Source organism: Rhizobium sp. C104 (assembly GCF_022354505.1).
Lineage (GTDB): Bacteria > Pseudomonadota > Alphaproteobacteria > Rhizobiales > Rhizobiaceae > Rhizobium > Rhizobium redzepovicii.
In genome coordinates, this window is the sequence record NZ_CP092353.1 from 283,260 (window position 1) to 305,102 (window position 21,843).

The 21,843-nt window shown below is 57.8% G+C and carries 11 protein-coding genes and 7 pseudogenes; 11 read left to right on the forward strand and 7 right to left on the reverse strand.

Annotated elements, in window-relative coordinates:
* Positions 1 to 3: 3 nt before the first annotated feature.
* From MF410_RS33495 to MF410_RS33505, 3 genes and pseudogenes are all read left to right on the forward strand, one after another.
* A complete protein-coding gene (locus tag MF410_RS33495; RefSeq protein ID WP_096772071.1) occupies positions 4 to 486 on the forward strand; it encodes a UPF0262 family protein in 483 nt (160 codons plus the stop codon).
* A gap of 147 nt (positions 487 to 633) precedes the next feature.
* Positions 634 to 1,989, forward strand: coding sequence for a Glu/Leu/Phe/Val dehydrogenase (locus MF410_RS33500; RefSeq protein ID WP_096772072.1), 1,356 nt, complete (start codon positions 634 to 636; stop codon positions 1,987 to 1,989).
* Positions 1,990 to 2,358: 369 nt separating this feature from the next.
* Positions 2,359 to 2,548 (forward strand): annotated as a pseudogene (locus MF410_RS33505) (aspartate aminotransferase family protein); the annotation flags it as partial.
* A gap of 200 nt (positions 2,549 to 2,748) precedes the next feature.
* On the opposite strand, the gene MF410_RS33510 reads toward MF410_RS33505, so the two are convergent.
* Positions 2,749 to 3,165, reverse strand: a complete 417-nt coding sequence (locus tag MF410_RS33510; protein WP_239621074.1) for a GNAT family N-acetyltransferase — start codon at positions 3,163 to 3,165, stop codon at positions 2,749 to 2,751.
* A 1,089-nt stretch (positions 3,166 to 4,254) separates the two neighbouring features.
* On the opposite strand from MF410_RS33510, the pseudogene MF410_RS33515 reads away from it, so the two are divergent.
* From MF410_RS33515 to MF410_RS33530, 4 genes and pseudogenes are all read left to right on the forward strand, one after another.
* Positions 4,255 to 5,233, forward strand: a pseudogene (locus tag MF410_RS33515) (IS30 family transposase).
* A gap of 343 nt (positions 5,234 to 5,576) precedes the next feature.
* Positions 5,577 to 5,672 (forward strand): annotated as a pseudogene (locus MF410_RS33520) (integrase catalytic subunit); the annotation flags it as partial.
* A gap of 211 nt (positions 5,673 to 5,883) precedes the next feature.
* Positions 5,884 to 7,522: pseudogene (locus tag MF410_RS33525) on the forward strand (MFS transporter).
* Between the two features lie 77 nt (positions 7,523 to 7,599).
* Positions 7,600 to 7,905, forward strand: coding sequence for an autotransporter (locus tag MF410_RS33530; RefSeq protein WP_096772359.1), 306 nt, complete (start codon positions 7,600 to 7,602; stop codon positions 7,903 to 7,905).
* 778 nt (positions 7,906 to 8,683) lie between these two features.
* On the opposite strand, the pseudogene MF410_RS33535 reads toward MF410_RS33530, so the two are convergent.
* A pseudogene (locus MF410_RS33535) lies at positions 8,684 to 9,022 on the reverse strand (AIR synthase-related protein); the annotation flags it as partial.
* A gap of 1 nt (position 9,023) precedes the next feature.
* On the opposite strand from MF410_RS33535, the pseudogene MF410_RS33540 reads away from it, so the two are divergent.
* Positions 9,024 to 9,696: pseudogene (locus MF410_RS33540) on the forward strand (leucine zipper domain-containing protein); the annotation flags it as partial.
* Between the two features lie 396 nt (positions 9,697 to 10,092).
* On the opposite strand, the gene MF410_RS36890 reads toward MF410_RS33540, so the two are convergent.
* The 4 genes from MF410_RS36890 to MF410_RS33550 all read right to left on the reverse strand — a co-directional run bounded on the left by MF410_RS36890 (position 10,093) and on the right by MF410_RS33550 (position 15,392).
* Entirely contained in the window at positions 10,093 to 11,571 is a 1,479-nt protein-coding gene (locus tag MF410_RS36890; RefSeq protein ID WP_345774740.1) for a Ulp1 family isopeptidase, read from the reverse strand.
* A gap of 663 nt (positions 11,572 to 12,234) precedes the next feature.
* Positions 12,235 to 12,660: a hypothetical protein gene (locus MF410_RS36895; protein WP_345774741.1), complete on the reverse strand. Its 426-nt coding sequence runs from the start codon at positions 12,658 to 12,660 to the stop codon at positions 12,235 to 12,237.
* Positions 12,661 to 12,763: 103 nt separating this feature from the next.
* Positions 12,764 to 13,117, reverse strand: a complete 354-nt coding sequence (locus tag MF410_RS36900) for a hypothetical protein (RefSeq protein WP_345774742.1) — start codon at positions 13,115 to 13,117, stop codon at positions 12,764 to 12,766.
* A gap of 787 nt (positions 13,118 to 13,904) precedes the next feature.
* On the reverse strand, positions 13,905 to 15,392 hold the full coding sequence (locus MF410_RS33550; protein WP_239621076.1) for a Ulp1 family isopeptidase: 1,488 nt from the start codon (positions 15,390 to 15,392) through the stop codon (positions 13,905 to 13,907).
* A gap of 2,100 nt (positions 15,393 to 17,492) precedes the next feature.
* Here MF410_RS33550 and istA point away from each other — a divergent pair.
* The 3 genes from istA to MF410_RS33565 all read left to right on the forward strand — a co-directional run bounded on the left by istA (position 17,493) and on the right by MF410_RS33565 (position 21,408).
* Entirely contained in the window at positions 17,493 to 18,992 is a 1,500-nt protein-coding gene (istA, locus tag MF410_RS33555; RefSeq protein WP_222135254.1) for an IS21 family transposase, read from the forward strand.
* Position 18,993: 1 nt separating this feature from the next.
* Positions 18,994 to 19,728, forward strand: coding sequence for an IS21-like element helper ATPase IstB (gene istB, locus MF410_RS33560; protein ID WP_222135253.1), 735 nt, complete (start codon positions 18,994 to 18,996; stop codon positions 19,726 to 19,728).
* Positions 19,729 to 20,520: 792 nt separating this feature from the next.
* Positions 20,521 to 21,408: a host specificity protein gene (locus MF410_RS33565; protein ID WP_096772325.1), complete on the forward strand. Its 888-nt coding sequence runs from the start codon at positions 20,521 to 20,523 to the stop codon at positions 21,406 to 21,408.
* Positions 21,409 to 21,550: 142 nt separating this feature from the next.
* On the opposite strand, the pseudogene MF410_RS33570 reads toward MF410_RS33565, so the two are convergent.
* Positions 21,551 to 21,818 (reverse strand): annotated as a pseudogene (locus MF410_RS33570) (nuclear transport factor 2 family protein); the annotation flags it as partial.
* Between the last annotated feature and the right edge of the window lie 25 nt (positions 21,819 to 21,843).

The window sequence follows — 21,843 nt, forward strand, 5'->3', positions numbered from 1 at the left end:
GCTATGGCCTTCGCCAAGTACCGTCTCTGCGACGTATCGATCGACCGCTCGTTCGCTGGCCAGCACGCGAGCATGGAGCGTGAGCAAGCCATCGCGGTCATCGACCTTCTAGAATCCAATACATTCATTCCAGTCGGTCACGACGGCGGACCTTATCGCCTCAGGATCGAAGCGGTAGATGGGCGCCTGGCATTGCATGTTGCTGTTGATCAGGGCGAGCATGTTGTCAGTCACTACTTGTCGCTCACGCCCTTTCGCCGCTTGCTGAAAGACTACACCCGCATCTGTGAGAGTTATTACGACGCTGTTCGCCACTCTGGGCCTGAGCGCCTTGAGGCAATCGATATGGGCCGGCGAGGCGTTCATAATGAGGCCGCGGAATTGCTGAAAAGCCGGCTGTCAGCGAAACTGAAGATCGACAACGACACCGCCCGACGCCTGTTCACGCTGATCTACGTCCTGCTCGTTCGCAATGCCGACCGATGAATTTTGTGCAGTTGAAACAGCCGCGGCCGAGACTTTCCCAGCTAGGAGGAACGCCAAGTGAACGCAATACCACAACGCAATGTACAGCTCGGAGAGACCAGCTCTGCGGGCTTCCTGGATAGCGTTGATCAGAACTTCCGTCATGCGATGACCTTCCTCGATCTGCCGGAAGGCCTGTCGGAGCGGATCATGCAGTGCAACTCGACCTATACTGTCCGGTTCGGCGTTCGCCTGCGCGGCCGCATGTACAGCTTCGTCGGGTGGCGATCGGTCCACAGCGAGCACTGTGAGCCGGTGAAGGGTGGCATCCGCTACGCGTCGAACGCCGACGCTGAAGAGGTCGAAGCGCTGGCAGCGCTGATGACGCTTAAATGCTCGCTGGTTGATGTGCCGTTCGGCGGCTCGAAGGGCGCGCTGAAGATCGATCCGCGCGAATGGACGCCGCAGGAGCTCGAGCGCATCACCCGCCGCTTCACGCAGGAACTCAACAAACGCGGCCTGATCGGCCCCGGCGTCAACGTCCCAGCTCCCGACATTGGTACGGGCGAGCGGGAGATGGCCTGGATGATGGACGAGTTTCGCCGCGCCAATCCAACTGATGTGATCAATGCCCGCGCCTGCGTGACCGGCAAGCCGCTGTCGAAGGGAGGTATCGCCGGTCGCACCGAAGCAACCGGTCGAGGTGTCCAATTCGCCATCCAGAGCTATCTCCAGGATCCGCGCACCGCCGGATTGAGCGGCAAGCGTGATCTGAAGGGTGCCGCCGTCATCGTTCAGGGCTTCGGCAATGTCGGCTACCATGCGGCAAGGTTCCTCTCCGAAGAGAATGGTGCTCGGATAACCGTCGTCGCTGAACGGGACGGCTATGTCGCCAATGCCGACGGCCTGGCGATCGAGGCGCTGAAGCAACATCAGAACAAAACCGGCAGCATCCTCGGTTTCGAGGGCGCCACCTCATTTCCCTGCGATATCAAGGGCATCGAGCAGCCATGCGACATCCTCATTCCGGCGGCGATGGAAAATGCGATCCATGCGGGCAACGCGGAGTGCATCAAGGCGCGTCTCGTGGTCGAAGCGGCCAACGGACCGGTATCTTTCGAGGCCGACAGAGCACTGCGCACCCGCGGGATCATTATTCTACCCGATCTTTACGTGAATGCCGGCGGCGTCGTCGTCAGCTACTTCGAGTGGGTGAAGAACCTGACGCATATTCCCTTCGGGCTGATGGAACGGCGCCGGCGCGAGCGGCGTAACCAAACGATTGCCGCGGCGCTGGAACGCATGACCGGCAAGGAATTTCCAGCCGACATCCGCGGCGAGTTCCTTGAAGGTGGCGCAGAAATCGATCTCGTTCGTTCCGGACTGGAAGACGTCATGCGCAGCACTTGGGGTCGCATCGCCGATCTCATCGAACAGCAACCGGAACTCGGAAATTATCGAACCGCTGCCTATGTCGCGTCAATCCGACAAATCGCGGATGCCTATGAAGCGATCGGGATCTGATCACGATTCGATAATTGGCGCCGCAGGTGCGCTTAAGCCCTCCTGTCGAAACCGGGCGGCATCGCCCATGCACCACGGATCGAAGGGCCGCATTCTTGTCGCAGATGGCAGAGGTTTGGATGATCGCGGAAATTCCGAAGCTGGGTACCAACAGGGGTCGGTCACGAAAAATGCGGCGTCATTGCGCAAGATATTGCAGGGGCATGTATGGGTCGGTCAATGCTGCCAAATGGTTCCAGCTACATCTTAATCTTCAGGACAGAACAAATTGAAGACGCAGTCGGGTGTGTAGGTATGACGGTCGGCCACCGTTTTACAGCGAGCCGCGCGAAACCCGCACTCTGCCTGGCAGCACCGTAACATGGCTCTCATCCTTTTACGCATCTCAAAGATTTCGCAACGGGCAACTTGGTGAGCCGACGATCGTGGAGCGGGTAAGGGGATGATCCGCATCGAGGACGCCCGCGGCAACCAGCTGATCGACGACTTCGCGGGTCTCTACTGCTTCAACGTTGGCTACGGGCGCATCGAGGTCGCGGAAGCGATTGCGCGTCGGGCCTAATCGCCTGGCCTACAGAATCCGTCATCGCCGGCTTTTGAATAAGGTAGCGAACCGGCGCAAAGCTTGGATTTGCTGCGATTATTCCATTCAGGTCTTGTTGCCTTACCTCGAAGCAGCGCGTCAGTTGGTCGCCAAACCACCTATCACCGATCTGCCGGAATCCCATCTTTCCAACTGAACGCAAGGAACGCTGGTTCTCAGGCCGAACAAAGCACAGGAACTCGCGGTGCTGCCAGGGTCGTGAAGGCAAAATCAAGGATGGCACATCCCGCTTCTGGAGCATATTCATTGCCGGATGCGGCCCGGTGAAAGCATGCGCTGAGCTCGAGATCGTCGCTTTCCGGCAGAAAACCTAGGCGGCGTTGTCCAAGGAAGCGGCCTTCCTGGCTGGCGCTGTCGCGTTCGAATACTGCAAAGAGACCGATTCCATACCTATCCCAATCGGCACGGGACTTCTTGAACTCGGCACATGTGTCTGCAAAGGACGGAGGCTTGCCGTCATATATGGCATTCGCAACGAAAGGATCGGCATGAAGTGCATGAAATCGCAGCAGGTCCCATGGTGTGGTTAGCGGGCGCAAATATAGTCGCGCGGTTTCCAGAGTCACCTGCATTGCGCGTGCCCTACCGCGCGGGGCAGACTGCCAGCGCGCTGTTGTGTCTCTCGGACCAGGACCACCCAACCCAATGTGACGATATCCTCTGTGAGCTTGAGCATGAGACTCTTTCTCCTGAAGGTGACGCAGACGTATCAGCGGATGTCAATGCATGTACCGTGCCAACGGGAACCACCAACCATGGCTCTGAAACCGCGATGTCGAATGCCTCTCTTCGAACGACGCTGAAACGACTGAACAGCGCGTGGAATCCACTTCCCCCAGCAGCGTCAGGTCCGGTTGTTTCCTCTGAAAGAGCCAATCAACGAACTGTCGGGTTTCTCGAGGCCGAGACACGGCGATGTCCTCTATAATACCGCGCACGCTCTTAAGCCATTGAATGATTGCAGACAATTGTTTGTTTCTTTCCGGCCAACTTGCACTGGTCCAAGCGCCGAGAGCCGTCGCTTGATTCTTTAGATTGGTTCCACACATTGGCTGCAAGGTCACACCAGAGCGACGAATTCAAGGAGCCGCCATAGGTCTGGAAGCCAGTTGGGCGCCTTACGGTTCTGCGACGATATTTGCCGACCCCTCTGCGCAATGTTCCAAATCAATGCTAGTCGACTACTTTTGGTCCGACGAGGAAAGGGTGAAGCGAATGGAATTTAGTCCAAGCTATCGACCCGATCATTTTGCTGGTCATGATCTGTTCGAACATGAGATGGGTCAGCTGGCGGCGGAATGTACACCTAGTGCCGTGGTTCCGGGTCAGGATCCAGTGAGGGTTCCGCTGGGCCGAGCGCCGGCGTTGAAGCGGGACAAATCTCGCCCGGCGTTCGACGTGCGGACGCTCTTGTCAAGGTGGTCCAGCCCTTCACTAAACCACTGCAATGCCCATTCCCGGTGCCCTTATCCTCCTGTTGATCGCTTGACGCGTGAGGCGTTTGCTAAGTCGAACAAGCCGTACGCGCGCAGGATAGTTCCATAATAACCCTTATGAAATGTTATAACATCACGCGATACATTCTATTTCCAAGTGCGACATGCCAGTATTTTCAATGACTTCACTTTGGAGATTCTGGCGTGTCTTGATGCTATACGCAGATCACCCTCGCCGATCGCCGACGCCTGCATCACTTGGTGGCGGCAAAAGTTCCGATAGACCAGATGGCACGTCAGCTTGGCCGTCATCGCTCGACCATTTACCGCGAGATCAAGCGCAATACGTTTCGCGATCGTGAACTGCCGGACTACGACGGTTACTACAGCACGGTTGCTGACGATACTTCCAAGGAGCGGCGGCGCCGGCTGAGAAAGCTGCGGCGTCACCCGAATTTGCGCACAGAGATCATCAACCAGTTGGAGGCTCGCTGGTCTCCAGAACAGATTGCCGGACGCCTGCTGTCGGAGGGGCTAAGTCTTGTTCGCGTCTGCAAAGAGACAATCTATCGCTTCATCTACAGCAGGAAGGCTATGGGCTAGGCCTCTATCGCTATCTGCCCGAAGCGCGCCGCAAACGTCGCCCACTGCGCTCCAGGAAGCCGCGCGACGGTGCGTTTCCAGCCACTCACCGCATATCCCAACGGACTGATTTTATTGGAGAAAGATCGCAGTTTGGGCATTGGGAGGGCGACCTCCTCATCTTCGAACGTCCACTCGGCCATGCCAAGTCACTTCCCTCGTGGAGCGCAAGAGCCGCTATACCGTTCCCATCAAGAAAACGAGCCGGCATTCGCGCCCGATCATGGACAAGATCATCAAAGCGTTTTCTCCTTTACCGGCCTTCGCGCGTCAAAGCTTCACATTTGATCGCGGTACCGAGTTCGCCGGGTTCAGGGCTTTGGAAGAAGGGATCGGTGTGTGCAGTTGGTTTTGCGACCCAAGTGCGCCTTGGCAAAAAGGGACCGTCGAGAACACCAACAAGCGCATTCGACGCTTCCTGCCAGGCACCACAGATCTGGCAGTTGTGTCGCAACGCGACCTTCTCCACCTCACGCGCCATATCAACGATCAACCGCGCAAGTGCCTCGGATACAGGACACCGACCGAGGTGTTTATGGCGCATTTGCACGAAGACAGGTGATCCCCTATCCTGCAGAACTGGCATGATGCACTTGGGTTAGCTTCTCCACGGCGATTTAGTAATGCGACAGTTGGGCCAGTTAGAGATGCGACAGTCTCGCCTCTCGATGCGCTGGTCAAGGTCAACGTTGGGAGCAAGGATGCCGACTTCAGCCTGGTGGAGACCAGGAGCGTTCGGAGGCGTGATGTCCTGTTTGATCACCATGTCGCAGAAAGAATTGCATCGCCTCGAAGTCATTCAAAAATTACTGGCGCGACTGTTTCGGTGAACTCATCCAGATCGACGGCTTGCACCGCTGGTGGTTAAGAACCGCTCGTCTGCATCTGCGGTTCGCCGGATCGGCAGGATCGTCAAGGAACTGCGGCTGCGCGGCATCGACACGATCGACGGGGCTAAAGCCTATGCGCCGGCGTTCATGGCGGACTTCGATGCTCGGTTCATTCGGCTGTCGTTCAACCTGCTTCGACGACGGCCTGCTGTCATTGATTTCGATTCGCGGTCTTGCCGCGTTGCGTCGACGCGAAGTTGGCCGACTTCTTGCGTGCGGCTTCTACAACGCTGGCGGTAACGCGCATGACGGACGCCCACCACCATGACCAAACGCCGCTCGGTCTCACCGAAGCCGACCCGCCCGAAAGAGACTGATCGACATGGACGCCATTGAAGAGCGAGCATCCTCGGCGCTGTTAGCGCCACTGAAGAATTCGACGTTCCGTTCGATTTTCTTCGCGTCGCAGTCTCTCCAGCCTGGGTTGGCTGATGCAGACGGTGGCTCTCAGCTGGCTGATGGCCACCGTTTCCACCTCGGATGTGATGGTCGCCCTGGTCCAGGCCTCGTCTACCCTGCCTGCCTTTTTTCTTGCGATTTTCGTTGGCGCGATTGCCGACAACTACAGCCGGCGCATGGTCATGATCGTCGGCCGAAGCCTGATGATGGCGGCCTCGGCGATGCTGACGATCCTGATGGCTTTCGGCATCACCGATCCATGGATGATCCTGGCGTTCAGTTTCCTTGACGGCTGCGGTATCGCACTCAGCGATCCCGCGTGGCGCGCTTCGCTTGGCGACATGCTGGAACGCCGCCATCTGCCGTCGGCCGTCACCCTTCTCAATGTCGGATTCAACACGGTCCGTAGCGTCGGTCCCGCGCTTGGCGGCATCATCGTTGCGATTTTTGGGCCGCTCGTCACTTTCGCGCTCACCACGCTTGGCTTCGTCGCGCCCCTCACCGCTCTGTGGCGAAACAAGTGGACCGTGAAAGCGTCGCCCCTCCCTCGCGAAGCGCTTATGACGGCGATCTATGATGGACTGCGGTTCACGGCGATATCCTCGGAAATCAAGGCAGCTATTGTCCGCGGTACGCTGTTTGGGCTGACCGGAACCTCGATGCTGGCGCTCCTGCCGCTCGTCGCAAGAGACCTCTTGAAGGGCGGCCCAATCGACTACGGTATTCTCATGGGTGGCTTCGGCGCCGGCGCGCTGATCGCGGGGCTCGTGAACCCACCACTCAGGCGCGCGGTCACGCAGGAACTGCTGATTGTTCTGGCATGTGTCGCGTGCGCGGTATGTGCGATCTCACTTGCGCTGACGTCTTCCCTGATCATCGCAACAGTCTGCCTCGCCTTCGGCGGCGCCGGCTGGGTAACCGGATGGTCGGGGTTCGGCGTCAACGTGCAGTTGGCAAGCCCGCGCTGGGTGGTGGGTCGCACGATTTCCATCTACAGCGCTTTTACTTATGGGGGGATCGCCGCTGGCAGTTGGCTCTGGGGAATTATCGCCGAAAACCATTCCCTCTCCCTATCCTTGGCATGTTCTGCTGCCGCCTCGTTGCTGGTCGCCGCACTTGGGCTCAAGCTGCCGATCAGAAACCGCTTGAAGTCTGAACTCGAAGCCTCCGGCGCCTTCGATGCGCCAGTACCTGCACTCGATCTGAAGCCGAGAAGCGGCCCGATCCTGGTGACGACGGAATATGCGATTGCCGAAGAGAATGCCGCTGTCTTTCTTGAGATCATGCGCAGACGGCGGCATGTTCAAAGCCGAGCCGGCGCACGCCATTGGACCCTCACGCGCGACGTTCAGCAGCCTTCGCGATGGCTCGAGACCTTCCGGACGCCGACTCGGGTTGATTTTCATCGCCTTAATCACCGCCTCACGGCAGCGGACAAGCGCTTGGACGATGAGCTGAAGGGGTTGAGCGCAGCATGCAACCTGCCACGGACGACCATTTTGGTGGAGCGCCCGCCAGTTGCGCGCAATTCCCCGCCAGATCCCTACGTATCGCAGAAATGAGCAATTGCGTCTCAAGTGGTTCATTCGGAACAAGGCTCGCACAAGGCAGAACTCTTGTTGAGATCTCAGGATCGACGGTGGTCTCCGGAAAAGACTCCATCTCGGTCGGCGAGGATAATGACCGCGTATTCGGTAGCATGGGCAATGATCACGTCTTTGGCGACGAGGGCAACGACTACTTCTACGGCGACATGGGTCGCTTTAAGCCTCGCAACCTGGATGCGGCCCTCCTTGGTGGGGACAACGACAAGCTTTATGGCCGCGATGAGGCGACCTCACTCGCTCGCGTGGTCCACGGGTTCCCCCGCGACGCACGTTCCCGTGAAGACGCATTCGTCGCAGTAAGCCGGCCGAAGGCATCGCACAGGCGGCTGTCACGGTGACTTAGATTTCATCTCGGCCTATGGGTGCAAATAAGGCAATAGGGTTGGACGGCTCACTAACATTCCGCTTCTAAACAAGCGGACGTCTCCTTTGCCGCGGACAGGTCTGTGGGTTGTGCGCGTGTCATAGTGGCGCCCCCATTGGCACGCGCACCCCGCGGGCTGACTTGCTTCTAAAGCAAGGACTAAATCTCTACGGTTCGTCATAAACACTTGCAAAGCCTGGGTAACGCTCGAGGTCTCGTAGCGTCTTGACAAGACTTCTGGCTTACCCTTGAGCTGAGCCCCTTAATTTTCTTCCTTACATTTCCCGGTGCGGGTACCTGCCTAATATAGCGGATAAGTAATTGGGCTGCGCCAGGAGTGATATCGTGACGCTTCTACGCTAACTCCTCAATCAGCAAAAATATATGCTCAACATCCTGCCCCATCCACGAAACGAGGCGGTGCAAAGGACGTTCTGCCCAACAACTGCCCTCCCAAGCATCGATTCGAGCTGTCGCCGCAATCCACCATCCTTCGAAAGGATTAACGATAGAGTCCCGAAGAGATAAAAGGCTTTTCGCGACTTGACGTTGCCAGAGAAGTTGCCCTCGCGAAATGGCATTGTCCGCGCTTGCTCCAGAACTCACTAAGGGCTCGCGGATTATTTGATGATGCGTCAATCATCTTCCCGCAGATACGTTCAGCTTCCGGAAGGTTATATGTGAATTCCATATTGTACCATCGACGCATCATGAAAATGTCGTGGTATCCGATACCTTCGGCCTGACGAAAAGGGGATCGCATCCTCCTCGATGCGAAAGCCGGCTTTCGACTGGCTGGCGATTTCGTTCAGGGTAGCGGCGATGCCGCCGCGCGTTGGATCCGCATCAACCGGATATGCCTCCCGCCGCCGCGACCATCACGGCTACGAGCTGGTGCAGCGTTGCGCTGCGGAGACGATATCTCTATCGAATTCCAGGTTCTCGCGCTTCGACATCACGGCGACACCGTGGTCACAGATGGAGTCTGGGATGATCACAGCATCGCCCAGCCGGGCCGCATCGGGACGAAAATCGAGCCCGTCGGGAGCCATGCCGACACCCGCCGTCGAGATGAAAACGCAGGAGGACCGAATGAACATTTACAAGAATGCCCGTTTGACACCGCGGCGTCGAGAGGAGATGGCGCGCGCCGTTATTGAGGGCGCTTGTCCCAAAGCCGAGGCTGCGCGGAGTGCCGTCGAAGGTGGTCGCTCGTTGGAAGGCGCGATTTCTGGCGGATGGCGCCGCCGGCATGGCGGACCGGTCGTCGCGGCCGAGGACAAGTCCGAGACGCACCGCGGCCAACATTGCCGGCGAGATTGCAGTGTTGCGCCGACAGCGGCTGACGGGCAAGCACATCGCCAAGCAGACGGGCGTGTCGGCGGCAACGGTGAGCCGGGTTCTCAAGCGCGCCGGTCTTTCCCGGCTGAAGGATATCGAGCCGGCCGAACCGGTGTGACGCTATGAGCGCGAGCGGCCTGGCGAAATGATCCATATCAACATCAAGAAACTTGGCCGCTTCAGCCAGGTTAGCCACCGCATCACGGGTGATCGAACCCGCCAAAGTTCGCGCAGGGGCAAAGGCTGGGGCGCCGGCTGGGAGTACGTTCACGTCGCCATTGATGACGCCTCGCGCATTGCCTTCTCGCAGATATTGCCAGACGAAAAGAAGGACAGCGCGGTCGCCTTTCTCAAGGCGGCACTGACCTACTATAATAACCTCGGCATTACCGTCGAGCGCGTCATGACCGATAACGGTCCCTGCGACATTAGATAGAGACAGCCCCAGACGAACATACGGAAATGCGGGACCCAGCTCGCGCATAAGAGTATGTCAGCCGTCGTCAAAATGCCCTGTCTCCCTCGTTTGCTCAATAGTTTCACGCTTTGCTTCCGTCGTCAAAGCCGGAAGGAAAAAGCATGACAAAGAGCTTGCATACGACATAAGAGAGATGCGACAGTCGTCGCCTCTTGGGATGCTGGCCAAACGTCAACGTTTTGAAGGAAGACTGGCGACGTGCACATTCGATGTCGCCCCCGGCACTGGGGATCGTCTTATCTGGTTGGCGCGCTGCACGTGGCCGCGTAAAAACGGATTCTCCCTCAACGGTTTGGTGCTTTTCAAGAACGACTGGCATCTATTGCTCGATCCATCTCCACCCTATTGCATGAAAAGGTAAATGTCGCTCTGCATGCCTGATGGCCCCAGAGTGGCCGTGTAGGGCACACCATGGATACTGAAGTTGGTGGGTTTGTCCGCGCTCGGCAGCAAGTCATACAAGTACATTGCAGGCAGAAGGTCATCTGGTACCGGTTGATTGCCGTGTTGCCAGCTCGGAGGGACAAATCCTCCCAAGTCTTCCACAGGCAGCGTGTACTGTGGGGTGCCGAAGATCGATGCCCCCAAGCTTTGCTCCCATGGTGCGTCTGGCGGATTGACGCTTTGCACCGGTGAATAGGCGGCTGATGGCAAATCCTGCCGGAAGGTCGCTGTATTCCAGCTATCGGGAAGCTGGCCGGGTTGACCCACTCCATGCCAAAACTCTGCGGGATCGGCGCTCTGTGTGGAGGACTCCGGTTCAGCCGCCGCAGCCCCCGCTCGAGCACTGTTGGGCGCGGGGCTCAGACGTCGTTGGAGTTGCTCCCGATCGGCGACGAGGTTGTCGAGGTGCAGCACGGCTGGCCGGCCTCTTCGCGCCAGACGTCTAACGAGCGCCCGCGTGCCGTCAACCACGAAGACTCCGCAATCATAGTCGTTGCGCTGTTGGGTCATGCGGACGGGCTCCAGACGGGTACCCAACCTTTGTGCGAGCATTGCTGCAAACTCGTCGTTCTGTCCCCGGAAGGAGTCATAGTGATAGGCAGCCGGCCCCTCGCGGTTGCGACGGTCAACGAGTAGCAGCGACCAATGGGTGCCGCGGTGATCAGGATCCGAAGCACTGGCATCGCTCACTGGAAGGAACAGGAAGTCGGCTGTATCTCTTCCATTCTGATCATTAACGATGCGCTGGAAAGCGCTCAGCGCGGTGCTCTCATCGCCCAGGCGCAGATGATAATGGGCTATCAGGGGATCGATAAGCCGCGTCCTGGCTGCGAGATCCGGATCGTTTCGCTGCAAGTCCTGCATTAGCAGCTCATAATCCGTCTGGATATGCTGGTCGCCCAGCCATTCGGTATGGTCGAGCGACAATCCGCTGCGGCCTTCGATCGGTGGATCAACCTGCTGCAGCGGCGAAGTTGATCTGAACTCGGCACGTGGATCCGAACGGCCGTCCAGACCGGCCGGTTCCCGGCCACTTGCCTGCTCAGGGGACAACCCCGACGCTGCGTTCGCCTCAACGACTTGCTGGTACTGCCGAAGCCGCTTGAAAGACATAGTGAGTTTTTTTCCCATGGCTTCGGTGAAGTCTTGGTAATCTTTTTTCAACGACCATTGCTGCTGATCACTGCCGTTGAGCCGGCTCGCTATGCTCTCCCTACCCCTGGTTTGCAGCCAAGCACTAAACTTTCGTTGATTGCTGGCCAGCCTCGAGACGCCTTTTCTCTTGGAAGTCGAGTCCGATCCGAGCTTGCTCAGCTCTTCATTGGCGAAGCCATCAATCATGCGGGCGTCGTCGGGATAAGGATCATGCTGTTTCAACTGCGAACTCGGCGCCTAGATACTGCCGCAACCGATCGAGAACTCACGTTTATTTTTTTTCCTTCAGCCTTGGTAAAGGCCTTAAAATCGTCCTTCAACGACTGTTGCTGCTGATCAGTTCCCGTGAGTCGACTGCCTATGCTCCCCCGACCATTCTTATGGAGCCAATTACTAAACCTCCGTTGATTGCTGGCCAGATTCAAGACGCCTTTCCTCTGCGAAGTCGAGTCCGATCCGAGCTTGCTCAGCTCTTCGTTGGTGAAGGCATCAATCATGAGGGCGTCGTCGGGATAAGGATGATGCTGTTTCAACTGCGAACTCGGCGCCTAGATACTGCCGCAGCCGATCGAAACCAACGCTTATTTTTACTTCAACGTTAGTAGTAAATTCCCTAAAATCGTCCTTCAACGACTGTTGCTGCTGATCACTACCGGTGAGTCGGCTGACTATGCTCCCCCGACCATTCTTTTGGAGCCAACCACTAAACCTCCGTTGATTTATGGCCATAGTCCGGACAACTTTCCTCTGCGAAGTCGAGTCCGGTCCGAGCTTGCTCAAATGTTCGTTGGCTAGGTCATCAATGATGCGGGCGTCGTCGGGATAAGGTTCATGCGGTTTCAACTGCGAACTCGGCGCCTAGATACTGCCGCAGCCGATCGAAACTCACGACCACTTTTTTCCTTCAGCCTTGGTAAAGGCCCTAAAATCGTCCTGCAACGACTGTTGCTGCTCATCACTACCGGTGAGTCGGCTGACTATGCTCCCCCTGCCCTCCCTTTTGAGCCAATCGCTAAACTTTCGTTGGCTACTGGCATTTTTCCGGGAAATCGAGGCCGGTCTGAGCTTACTCAGCTCTTCGTTGACCAAGTCATCAATGACGCGGGCGTCATCGGGATAGGGATCATGAATTCGGCGGCCCATCAGGCGCGGCCCAGGTCCAACGGCTTGGAGTTCTTGCCCCTCAGACGCGAGCCTCCTGAAATGAGACAGTGCTGAGTTAAGACGGTTCTGATCGTCCTCACCGCTTGCCCAATAATCCGCGATATCACCGGCTAGTGAATCTGGATCGTTTAAAAACCGAGAAGTCATCGAATCTCTGTTCTCTGCTCGGAGCCAACGAGCGAAACCCCTAAGAATACCTAAATTGTTCTCGACGGTACGCTCGGGAACCCTTCCGTCCCCTCGGCCGATGCTACCGTCGGGTAGAATTTCGTAGTTTCGGACTGCTTCCGCGAACTGGTTGATGCGGGAACTCGTCATCGGGATGCATGTCCCGGTCGGCGGGGCGACCACGCTTGGCGCCGACGCGAACCTCGGTTGAGACCTCCGTTGCGGCATCAACCTCTTGCTGCCCCGAACCCCTCTCCGGCGCCAGCGACTGCGGCGTCACTCGCATCGAACCGCCCACGGAACTGCGACGCGGCACACGGTCGCCGGCGTCACTATCGTGCGAACCGAGGCGCAAGTCGGTCGGATCCTGCTCCATGTCTCGGCTCTCTGGATAGTAGTCCTCGATCCAGGCGTCCGTATCGAAAGCTCCGGTCACGCCTTCGATCCACCCACTTACTTCGCGAGAATCGTCATCGCGCGGCTGGTTCCGTCTTGGGTACATCGATGCCGGTCCTCCGGAAATCAAATTTGGAACCTCGATCCTAATGCCTGCCGACCGCCGCCCAGCATGCAAAAGCCAGATCCGATCATGCCCTCAAGGCATGGCCGAACACCATATGGCGACGGCTTGCCGACAATCGTCTGCACTCGACCATCAGGCCGTCACAGAGCCTCGCCAGCTTGCCGCTTGCCATGCGGAGCCCGCCAGAATTGGCCTTAATTTAAGCAGTTTCGAGTGATGTGTGGGACATGCAGCGTGAAGGCGCCGTCAGGATTTCCGATTCCAACCAATCCATCCGCCGGGCGGTAAATCTTCCAAGGCCACCTCCAACATTCAAGCTAATCTTAGCCCGGCCGCGGCGCAGACACCTCCGGCGGACTGTCAGCCGTTTCGACGATGGTCTGGGAAGGGAGCCGTCGTCAAAATGCCCTGTCTCCCTCGTTTGCTCAGTAGCTTCACACGGTGCTTTCGTCGTCAAAGCCGGAAGGAAGTTGCATACGACATAAGAGAGATGCGACAGCCGTCGCCTCTTGGGATGCTGGCCAAACGTCAACGTTTTGAAGGAAGACTGGCGACGTGCACATTCGATGTCGCCCCCGGCACTGGGGATCGTCTCATCTGGGTTGGCGCGCTGCACGTACCGCGTAAAAACGGATTCTCCCTCAACGGTTTGATGTTTTTTCAAGAACGACTGGCATCTATTGCTCGATCCATCTCCACCCTATTGATATTGCAGGAAAAGGTAAATGTCGTTCTCCCTGCCTGATGGCCCCAGAGTGGCCGTGTAGGGCACACCATGGATAGTGATGCTGGTCTGGGGTTTGTCCGCGCTCGGCAGCAAGTCATAATAGTACATTGCAAGCCGAAGGCCAGCCGGTGCCGGTTGATTGCGGTGTTGCCAGCTCGAAGGGACAGCTCCTCCCAAGTCGTCCACAGGCAGCATGTACTGTGGGGTGCCGAAGATCGATGCCCCCAAGCTTTGCTCCCATGGTGCGTCTGGCGGATTGAGGCTTTGCACCGGTGAATAGGCGGCTGACGGCAAATCCTGCCGGAAGGTCGCTGTATTCCAGCTATCGGGAAGCTGGCCGGGTTGACCCACTCCATGCCAAAACTCTGCGGGATCGGCGCTCTGTGTGGAGGACTCCGGTTCAGCCGCCGCAGCCCCCGCTCGAGCACTGTTGGGCGCGGGGCTCAGACGTCGTTGGAGTTGCTCCCGATCGGCGACGAGGTTGTCGAGGTGCAGCACGGCTGGCCGGCCTCTTCGCGCCAGACGTCTAACGAGCGCCCGCGTGCCGTCAACCACGAAGACTCCGCAATCATAGTCGTTGCGCTGTTGGGTCATGCGGACGGGCTCCAGACGGGTACCCAACCTTTGTGCGAGCATTGCTGCAAACTCGTCGTTCTGTCCCCGGAAGGAGTCATAGTGATAGGCAGCCGGCCCCTCGCGGTTGCGACGGTCAACGAGTAGCAGCGACCAATGGGTGCCGCGGTGATCAGGATCCGAAGCACTGGCATCGCTCACTGGAAGGAACAGGAAGTCGGCTGTATCTCTTCCATTCTGATCATTAACGATGCGCTGGAAAGCGCTCAGCGCGGTGCTCTCATCGCCCAGGCGCAGATGATAATGGGCTATCAGGGGATCGATAAGCCGCGTCCTGGCTGCGAGATCCGGATCGTTTCGCTGCAAGTCCTGCATTAGCAGCTCATAATCCGTCTGGATATGCTGGTCGCCCAGCCATTCGGTATGGTCGAGCGACAATCCGCTGCGGCCTTCGATCGATGGATCAACCTGCTGCAGCGGCGAAGTTGATCTGAACTCGGCACGTGGATCCGAACGGCCGTCCAGACCGGCCGGTTCCCGGCCACTTGCCTGCTCAGGGGACAACCCCGACGCTGCGTTCGCCTCAACGACTTGCTGGTACTGCCGAAGCCGCTTGAAAGACATAGTGAGTTTTTTTCCCATGGCTTCGCTGAAGTCTTGGTAATCTATTTTCAACGACCATTGCTGCTGATCACTGCCGTTGAGCCGGCTCGCTATGCTCTCCCTACCCCTGGTTTGCAGCCAAGCACTAAACTTTCGTTGATTGCTGGCCACATTCCGGGCAACTTGCCTCTTGGAAGTCGAGTCCGATCCGAGCTTGCTCAGCTCTTCCTTGGCGAAGCCATCAATCATGAGGGCGTCGTCGGGATAAGGATGATGCTGTTTCAACTGCGAACTCGGCGCCTAGATACTGCCGCAGCCGATCGAGACCCACGCCGCCAATATTTTTTCCTTCATCCTTGGTAAAGGCCCTAAAATCGTCCTTCAACGACTGTTGCTGCTGATCAGTACCCGTGAGTCGGCTGGCTATGCTCCCCCTGCCCGTCCTTTGGAGCCAAGCACTAAACCTTCGTTGGTTACTGGTATTTTTCTGAGAATTCGGGACCGGTCCGAACTTACTCAGCTCTTCCTTGGCCAAGCTATCAATGATGAGGGCGTCGTCGGGATAAGGATCATGTATCTGGCGCCCCATCAGGCGCGGCCCAGGTCCAACGGCTTGGAGTTCTTGCCCCTCAGGCCCGAGCCTCCTGAAATGAGACAGTGCTGACTTAAGACGGTCCTGACCATCCCCACCGCTTGCCCAATAATCCGCGATATCAACGGCTAGTGAATCTGGATCGTTTAAAAGCCGAGAAGCCATCGAATCTCTGTTCTCTGCTTTGAGCCAACGAGCGAACCTCCTGAAGAATCTTTAAATTGTTCGTGAGGGTACCCTCGGGAACCCTTCCGTCCCCTCGGCCGATGCTACCGTCGGGTAGAATTTCGTAGTCTCGGACTGCTTCCGCGAACTGGTTGATGCGGGACTCGTCATCGGGATACATGTCCCGGTCGGCGGGGCGACCACGCTTGGCGTAATCGACGCGAACCGTGGTTGAGACCACGTGAGTCTCCGTTGCGGCATCGACGTCTTGCTGCCCCGAACCCCGCGACGACGTCTTGCTGCTCCATCCGAACGCCTTCTTGAACCCTGACGCCATGCGCGACTTAAATCCGCGGCTTTTGCCCTGCGGCGCCGCGGCGACTTCGCCCGCCTCCGCCATATTGCTCGATGTCTTGCCCCCGAGCCGCCGAATCGCAAGCTGCTGGAGCCCGCCCGAGAGACGTCTATGCTGTGGCGGGCGCCGCTCAACGAGTTCTCTGGCGCCCGCGACTGCGGCGTCACTCGCATCGAACCGCCCACGGATCTGCGACGCGGCACACGATCGCCGGCGTCACTGTCGTGCGACCCGAGGCGCAAGTCGCTCAGATCCTGTTCCATGTCTCGTCTCAGTGAATAGTAGTCCCGGATCCAGGCGTCCGTCGCGACAGCTCCGGTCACGCCTTCGATCCACTCACTTACTTCGCGAGAATCGTCATCGCGCGGCTGGTTCCGTCTTGGGTACATCGATGCCGGTCCTCCGGAAATCAAATTTGGAACCTCGATCCTAATGCCTGCCGACCGCCGCCAAGCATGCTAAAGCCAGATCCAATCATGCCCTCAAGGCATGGCCGAACACCATATGGCGACGGCTTGCCGACAATCGTCTGCACTCGACCATCAGGCCGGCACATGGCTTGAGAGGCTCGCCAGCTTGCCGCTTGCCATGCGGAGCCCGCTAAAATTGGCCTTCATTTAAGCAGTTTCGGGTGATGTGTGGAACATGCAGCGTGAAGGTGCCGTCAGAATTTCCAATTCCAACCAATCCATCCGCCGGCCTTCTGATTTCACCGCCTCAGTGCGCGGCGGCAAACAAGGTGAGACTCAGCCAGATTGTCGCTCTACAGAACCCACTCGGCCTTCCGTGATCATTCAACTTTCGAGGCTCATTCCCGCACCCGTATCTGTCTACACTTCAGCCCCCCGTTACCGCGACGCCCGCAAAACTCGCCCCGGCTTCGCCGCTGTGACCTTGGCCGGATGGGACTTTGGCCGGATGGGACTTGCGCCGCCAAGCAGCTATCAGCTTGGCATGACGTATTCCCGAGCGGAGGTCCATCATCTCATTGGTCATCAGTGGCCTTCTATCGGGCTGTGCTTGAACCACCCGACCCTGCCGAAAAACCACTGATGCCCACCTACTCCTCAGAGCCTTCACCACCTAAGGGAACTCCGTGGATCCGCTTTTCCAAAGCATTTTGGAATATCGATTTTGCATGGTGGCGGCCAGTCCGGTTGTGATTAGGCATGGAATAAGGACCCCGCATTTGGGGTGATCGGCGTCCAAACGGGACCCCCATCTGCGATGGGGTTACAACAGCCTCCGGTTTCATCGGAGGCTTTTTGTTTGGATGCTTATTGTGGAAACAATTCTGAAGATACGACGGCTGGCCCATGTGCAAGGCAAGTCGATCAAGGCGATCTGCCGGGAGTTGGGCATATCGCGGAAAGTGGTGCGGAAGGTTTTGCGCACCGATGAGACGGAGTTCAAATACGAGCGAGCCCGTCAACCTCAGCCGAAGCTCGGACCATGGCGCGAACAACTCGATCGGATATTGCTTGCCAATGAGGCCAAGGCTTCCCGCGAGCGCCTGACGCTGATCCGGATATACGAGGATTTACGCGACCTCGGCTATGAAGGCGGTTACGACACCGTTCGGCGTTATGCGAGGACATGGTCGAAAGAGCGCGGGGCCGTGACGGCGGAAGCCTATGTCCCGCTTTATTACGCGCCCGGCGAAGCCTACCAGTTCGACTGGAGCCACGAGATTGTCGTACTGAACGGCGTGACGACAACGGTGAAGGTGGCTCATGTCCGGCTTTGCCACAGCCGAATGATGTTTGTGAGGGCCTATCCGCGAGAGACGCAGGAGATGGTCTTCGACGCCCATGACAAGGCGTTCGCGTTCTTCGGCGGAGCCTGCACGCGCGGCATCTATGATAATATGAAGACGGCGGTGGAGACGGTCTTCGTTGGCAAGGAACGGCAATATAACCGTCGTTTCCTGCAGATGTGCAGCCATTTCCTTGTCGAGCCGGTGGCCTGCACGCCGGCGTCCGGCTGGGAGAAGGGCCAGGTCGAGAACCAGGTCAATCTGGTGAGAGAGCGCTTCTTCACCCCACGTCTGCGCTTCAAATCCTACGATGAGCTGAACGGCTGGCTGCTGGACAAGTGCATCAGCTATGCCCGCGCCCATAAGCATGTCGATCAGACGGAGCACACGATCTGGGAGGTGTTCGATGCGGAGCGGCCGCATATGATCAGTTATCCCGGCAAGTTCGATGGCTTCCACGCCGTCCAGGCCTCGATCGGCAAGACCTGCCTCGTGCGTTTCGACAACAACAAATACTCGGTGCTGTCCACCGCGGTCGGTCGCCCGGCAGAGGTACATGCCTATGCCGACCGCATCGTCATCCGGCAAGATGGCATCGAGATCGGTCAGCACGACCGCTGCTTCGGCCGCGGCGAGACGATCTATAATCCATGGCATTACGTTCCGGTCCTGACCCGCAAGCCGGGAGCCCTACGCAACGGCGCCCCGTTCCATGACTGGGTTTTGCCCGCCGCCATGGAGAAGGTGCGCCGCCGGTTGAAGGCCATGCATGACGGCGACCGGCAGATGGTGGCGATCCTGGAATGTGTCGGTGAGGCCGGGCTTCCCACCGTTGAAGCAGCCTGCCAGGAGGCGCTCGATCAGGGCGTGTTCTCATCCGCCGTCATCATCAACATTCTGGCCCGTAAGCGTGATCCGCAACCGGCCGCCATCCTTTCCATTCCCGATGCGCTTCGCCTGACCCATGAGCCTCTGGCCGATTGCGCACGTTACGACAGCCTCAGGAGGGCAAGCTGATATGGAACGATCCCAAATCCTCGACATGATGGGCACGCTGAAGCTGTTTGGCATGCGCAGCGCATACGACGAGACAATGGCTTCCGGCATCAAACGCCAGCATGAACCGCCCCGTATTGTCGGTGACTTGTTGCAGTCAGAGATTGCTGAGAAGCAGGCCCGGTCGATCAAATACCAGATCGCCATCGCCAAATTGCCGCTGGCCAAGGATATCAACGACTTTGACTTCACCGATACACCGGTCAATGAAGGGTTAGTGCGCCAGCTCGCGACCGGGGCGTTCCTCGCCGAGCAACACAATGTTGTTCTGGTCGGCGGGACCGGCACAGGGAAGTCCCATCTGTCCATCGCGCTTGCCCGTGCTCTTATCCGCAACGGAGCGCGGGGCCGGTTCTTCAATGTTGTCGATCTCGTCAATCGGCTTGAGACAGAAGCACGCAATGGCAAACAGGGGCGGCTTGCCGACTTCATCACCAGGCTCGACTTCGTCATCATGGACGAACTCGGCTATCTCCCGTTCGCTCAGGCCGGCGGCCAGCTTCTCTTCCATTTGATCAGCAGGCTTTACGAGCGGACGTCGGTCATCGTCACGACCAACCTAGCCTTCGGAGAATGGCCCGCTGTGTTCGGCGACGCCAAGATGACCGCCGCTCTTCTCGACAGGCTCACCCACCATTGCGAGATCCTGGAAACCGGAAATGAATCCTGGCGCTTCAAAAACCGCTCTCAAAGCTAAAGCCGAAAAGACAACCAACCCGCGCCCGCAGGCCCCTGCGCTAAATGAAAAGCTCCGGGCCTACGCGCGCTGACCCTATGCAACCAGAGGCAGGGGTCACTTTTGGGAGCCGATAAGGGGTCCCGTTACCAAGCCGATTGACAGTCCGGTTGCACTAGCATATGCGTAATCTGCAATTGGAGACCAACAGCGGTGAACACAGAACAGGCCCGCGGGGCGGTAAATCCTCCGAGGACACCTCTAACATTCAAGCTAATCTTAGCCCTGCCGCGGCGCAGACACCTCCGACGGACTTCGACGATGGTTTGGCGAAGGGACCACGCTTTCACGAATCCTCGGGGCTTGGGCTGAGGAAAGGAATCAGGAGGAGACGAGGAGCGGCTGGAGGCGGTAAGACGAACTATAACGTGGATGGACGCTGGCGATGTTAATGCAACTACAATCACTGCGGCTGGCCAAGCCGCCGGCACTGTTCCGCCAGAGCTCCAGAAGCTCGCGGACGACAACCGGCTGTGAGCAGCTTCCCGAGCGGGTCCGGACGACGCTGGCAGAACCAGTGATCGCATCGGGCTATATGGGCCCCGCAGGTCGTCTTTCCGCCCAGTTCGCGGAAGTTTAGTCCCCTCTAGGCGAGACCAGGAGCCGCGCATGCAACGCGTACCCCCCGCTTCATCGAAGCTTAGCAGTCACGTATCCGCTTTATAGGCCGGACAGTGAGCGCACCGTTCCCACATGTGAAGCGACTGAACAGGATGCGCTTCATCACACCTTTCACTCTCAGGAGAGACCGCCATGGATAACTCAGAACGATCGCTGCGCTACAACATTTCCGAGGAAGATGATCGCACCGGGGCCATGGCGGGGTGGATCGAGAATATGACCGGGGCACAAACACTTACGGGCATGCCGTCCCGATCAACGCCAGATCCCAATGCTCGTTCGCCTTCGTCGCCAACGCGGCCATACTCGCTCTCTTCCGAACCTCCAATTAAGGTGCTCGACAGATCTACATTTGCCAGAAAAGTGAGGGAATTTTACGGTGATGATATCAAGCACATTTCCGTCAATCCACAAGAGTACTCGCCCTTCGTGTCCTCTAAAGCCCTGCGTGCGGCTACCATCGCTCGACTCTACGGCGGCACCGACGATGATACGCCCAGCGCGCGATATTTCAGCTATGATCTGGGAGAACGAAGCGTTGGGCTTTTAAGAACAGAGGATGGATTTAGCATCGAAAACGAGCCGTGGCGGGAACTATTTCCCGGTCGAAAAAGAATCACGTCGATTGTAGACCTTCGCGTTACTCATCCGCTTGTCGAGAACGCTGGCGATATTCTGCTCGAACATCAACTTCAACTCGACGGCGAACAGCCGTTGATCATGTCACGTCCCGCTTCGCCAGAGATGGGAACCCGTCTTGAGCAGATGGGTTTCGTTGACGTGGGTGAAAATCGCTGGGTGCTCGACCCTACGCAACATCCCGACAAGTGGATAAAGAATAGCAAGGGTGGATGGCAGCGCGCAGACAAACCTTCGAGTTATCTCTCTAAAACCGTGGGCTATCTTAGCGACGATGAAGCAGGTGTCGAGGGGCATTCGAGTGAAGCCAGTGTCGAGACAGATTCTTCCGATGATGACCCGTCTTGGTACTTCGAACAACTCAATTTGAACCGCGGATAAAAGTTTGCCGTCATCGTGATGACCTTTTGCGCCGCCGGCCGAGTTGATACGCCCCTCTATTACGAGGACGCAGGCGAAGATTAGAGACTGCAATCTTGCTGCGACTGTCTGCGACGGCCCGCCTCAAGCTGCACTGTGAAGTAGCTCTGACAGCTGCTTCAGTCGGGCTGATAAACTCAATCAGAACTTTCGTGATCTGGTGGATGTTGGGCGGTTCGGTCTTGAAGACACCAAGCGCGAACTCAATGAAGCCTCGGCGGAGCCCGTATACGCTCCGTGATTGTCCTGCGCGAGCCAGAAGGAGCTGCGCAGCGCCGCCTCGTCCGCCCGTCTATCGCGCGGCAATACCGATAGAGACAGTCGCGGATCGTTTCGCGATCATGCAATTCGACCATTTTCTCGTGGTCCATGGCCCGTCGCAAGTCTAGTCTTGAG

Coding starts and splice junctions, on each gene's coding strand:
- MF410_RS33510 (WP_239621074.1), bottom strand. CDS start 3,165: ATGCAGGTGACTCTGGAAACCGCGCGACTATATTTGCGCCCGCTAACC.
- MF410_RS33500 (WP_096772072.1), top strand. CDS start 634: ATGACCTTCCTCGATCTGCCGGAAGGCCTGTCGGAGCGGATCATGCAG.
- istB (WP_222135253.1), top strand. CDS start 18,994: ATGGAACGATCCCAAATCCTCGACATGATGGGCACGCTGAAGCTGTTT.
- MF410_RS36895 (WP_345774741.1), bottom strand. CDS start 12,660: ATGACTTCTCGGTTTTTAAACGATCCAGATTCACTAGCCGGTGATATC.
- MF410_RS33565 (WP_096772325.1), top strand. CDS start 20,521: ATGGATAACTCAGAACGATCGCTGCGCTACAACATTTCCGAGGAAGAT.
- MF410_RS33495 (WP_096772071.1), top strand. CDS start 4: ATGGCCTTCGCCAAGTACCGTCTCTGCGACGTATCGATCGACCGCTCG.
- istA (WP_222135254.1), top strand. CDS start 17,493: ATGCTTATTGTGGAAACAATTCTGAAGATACGACGGCTGGCCCATGTG.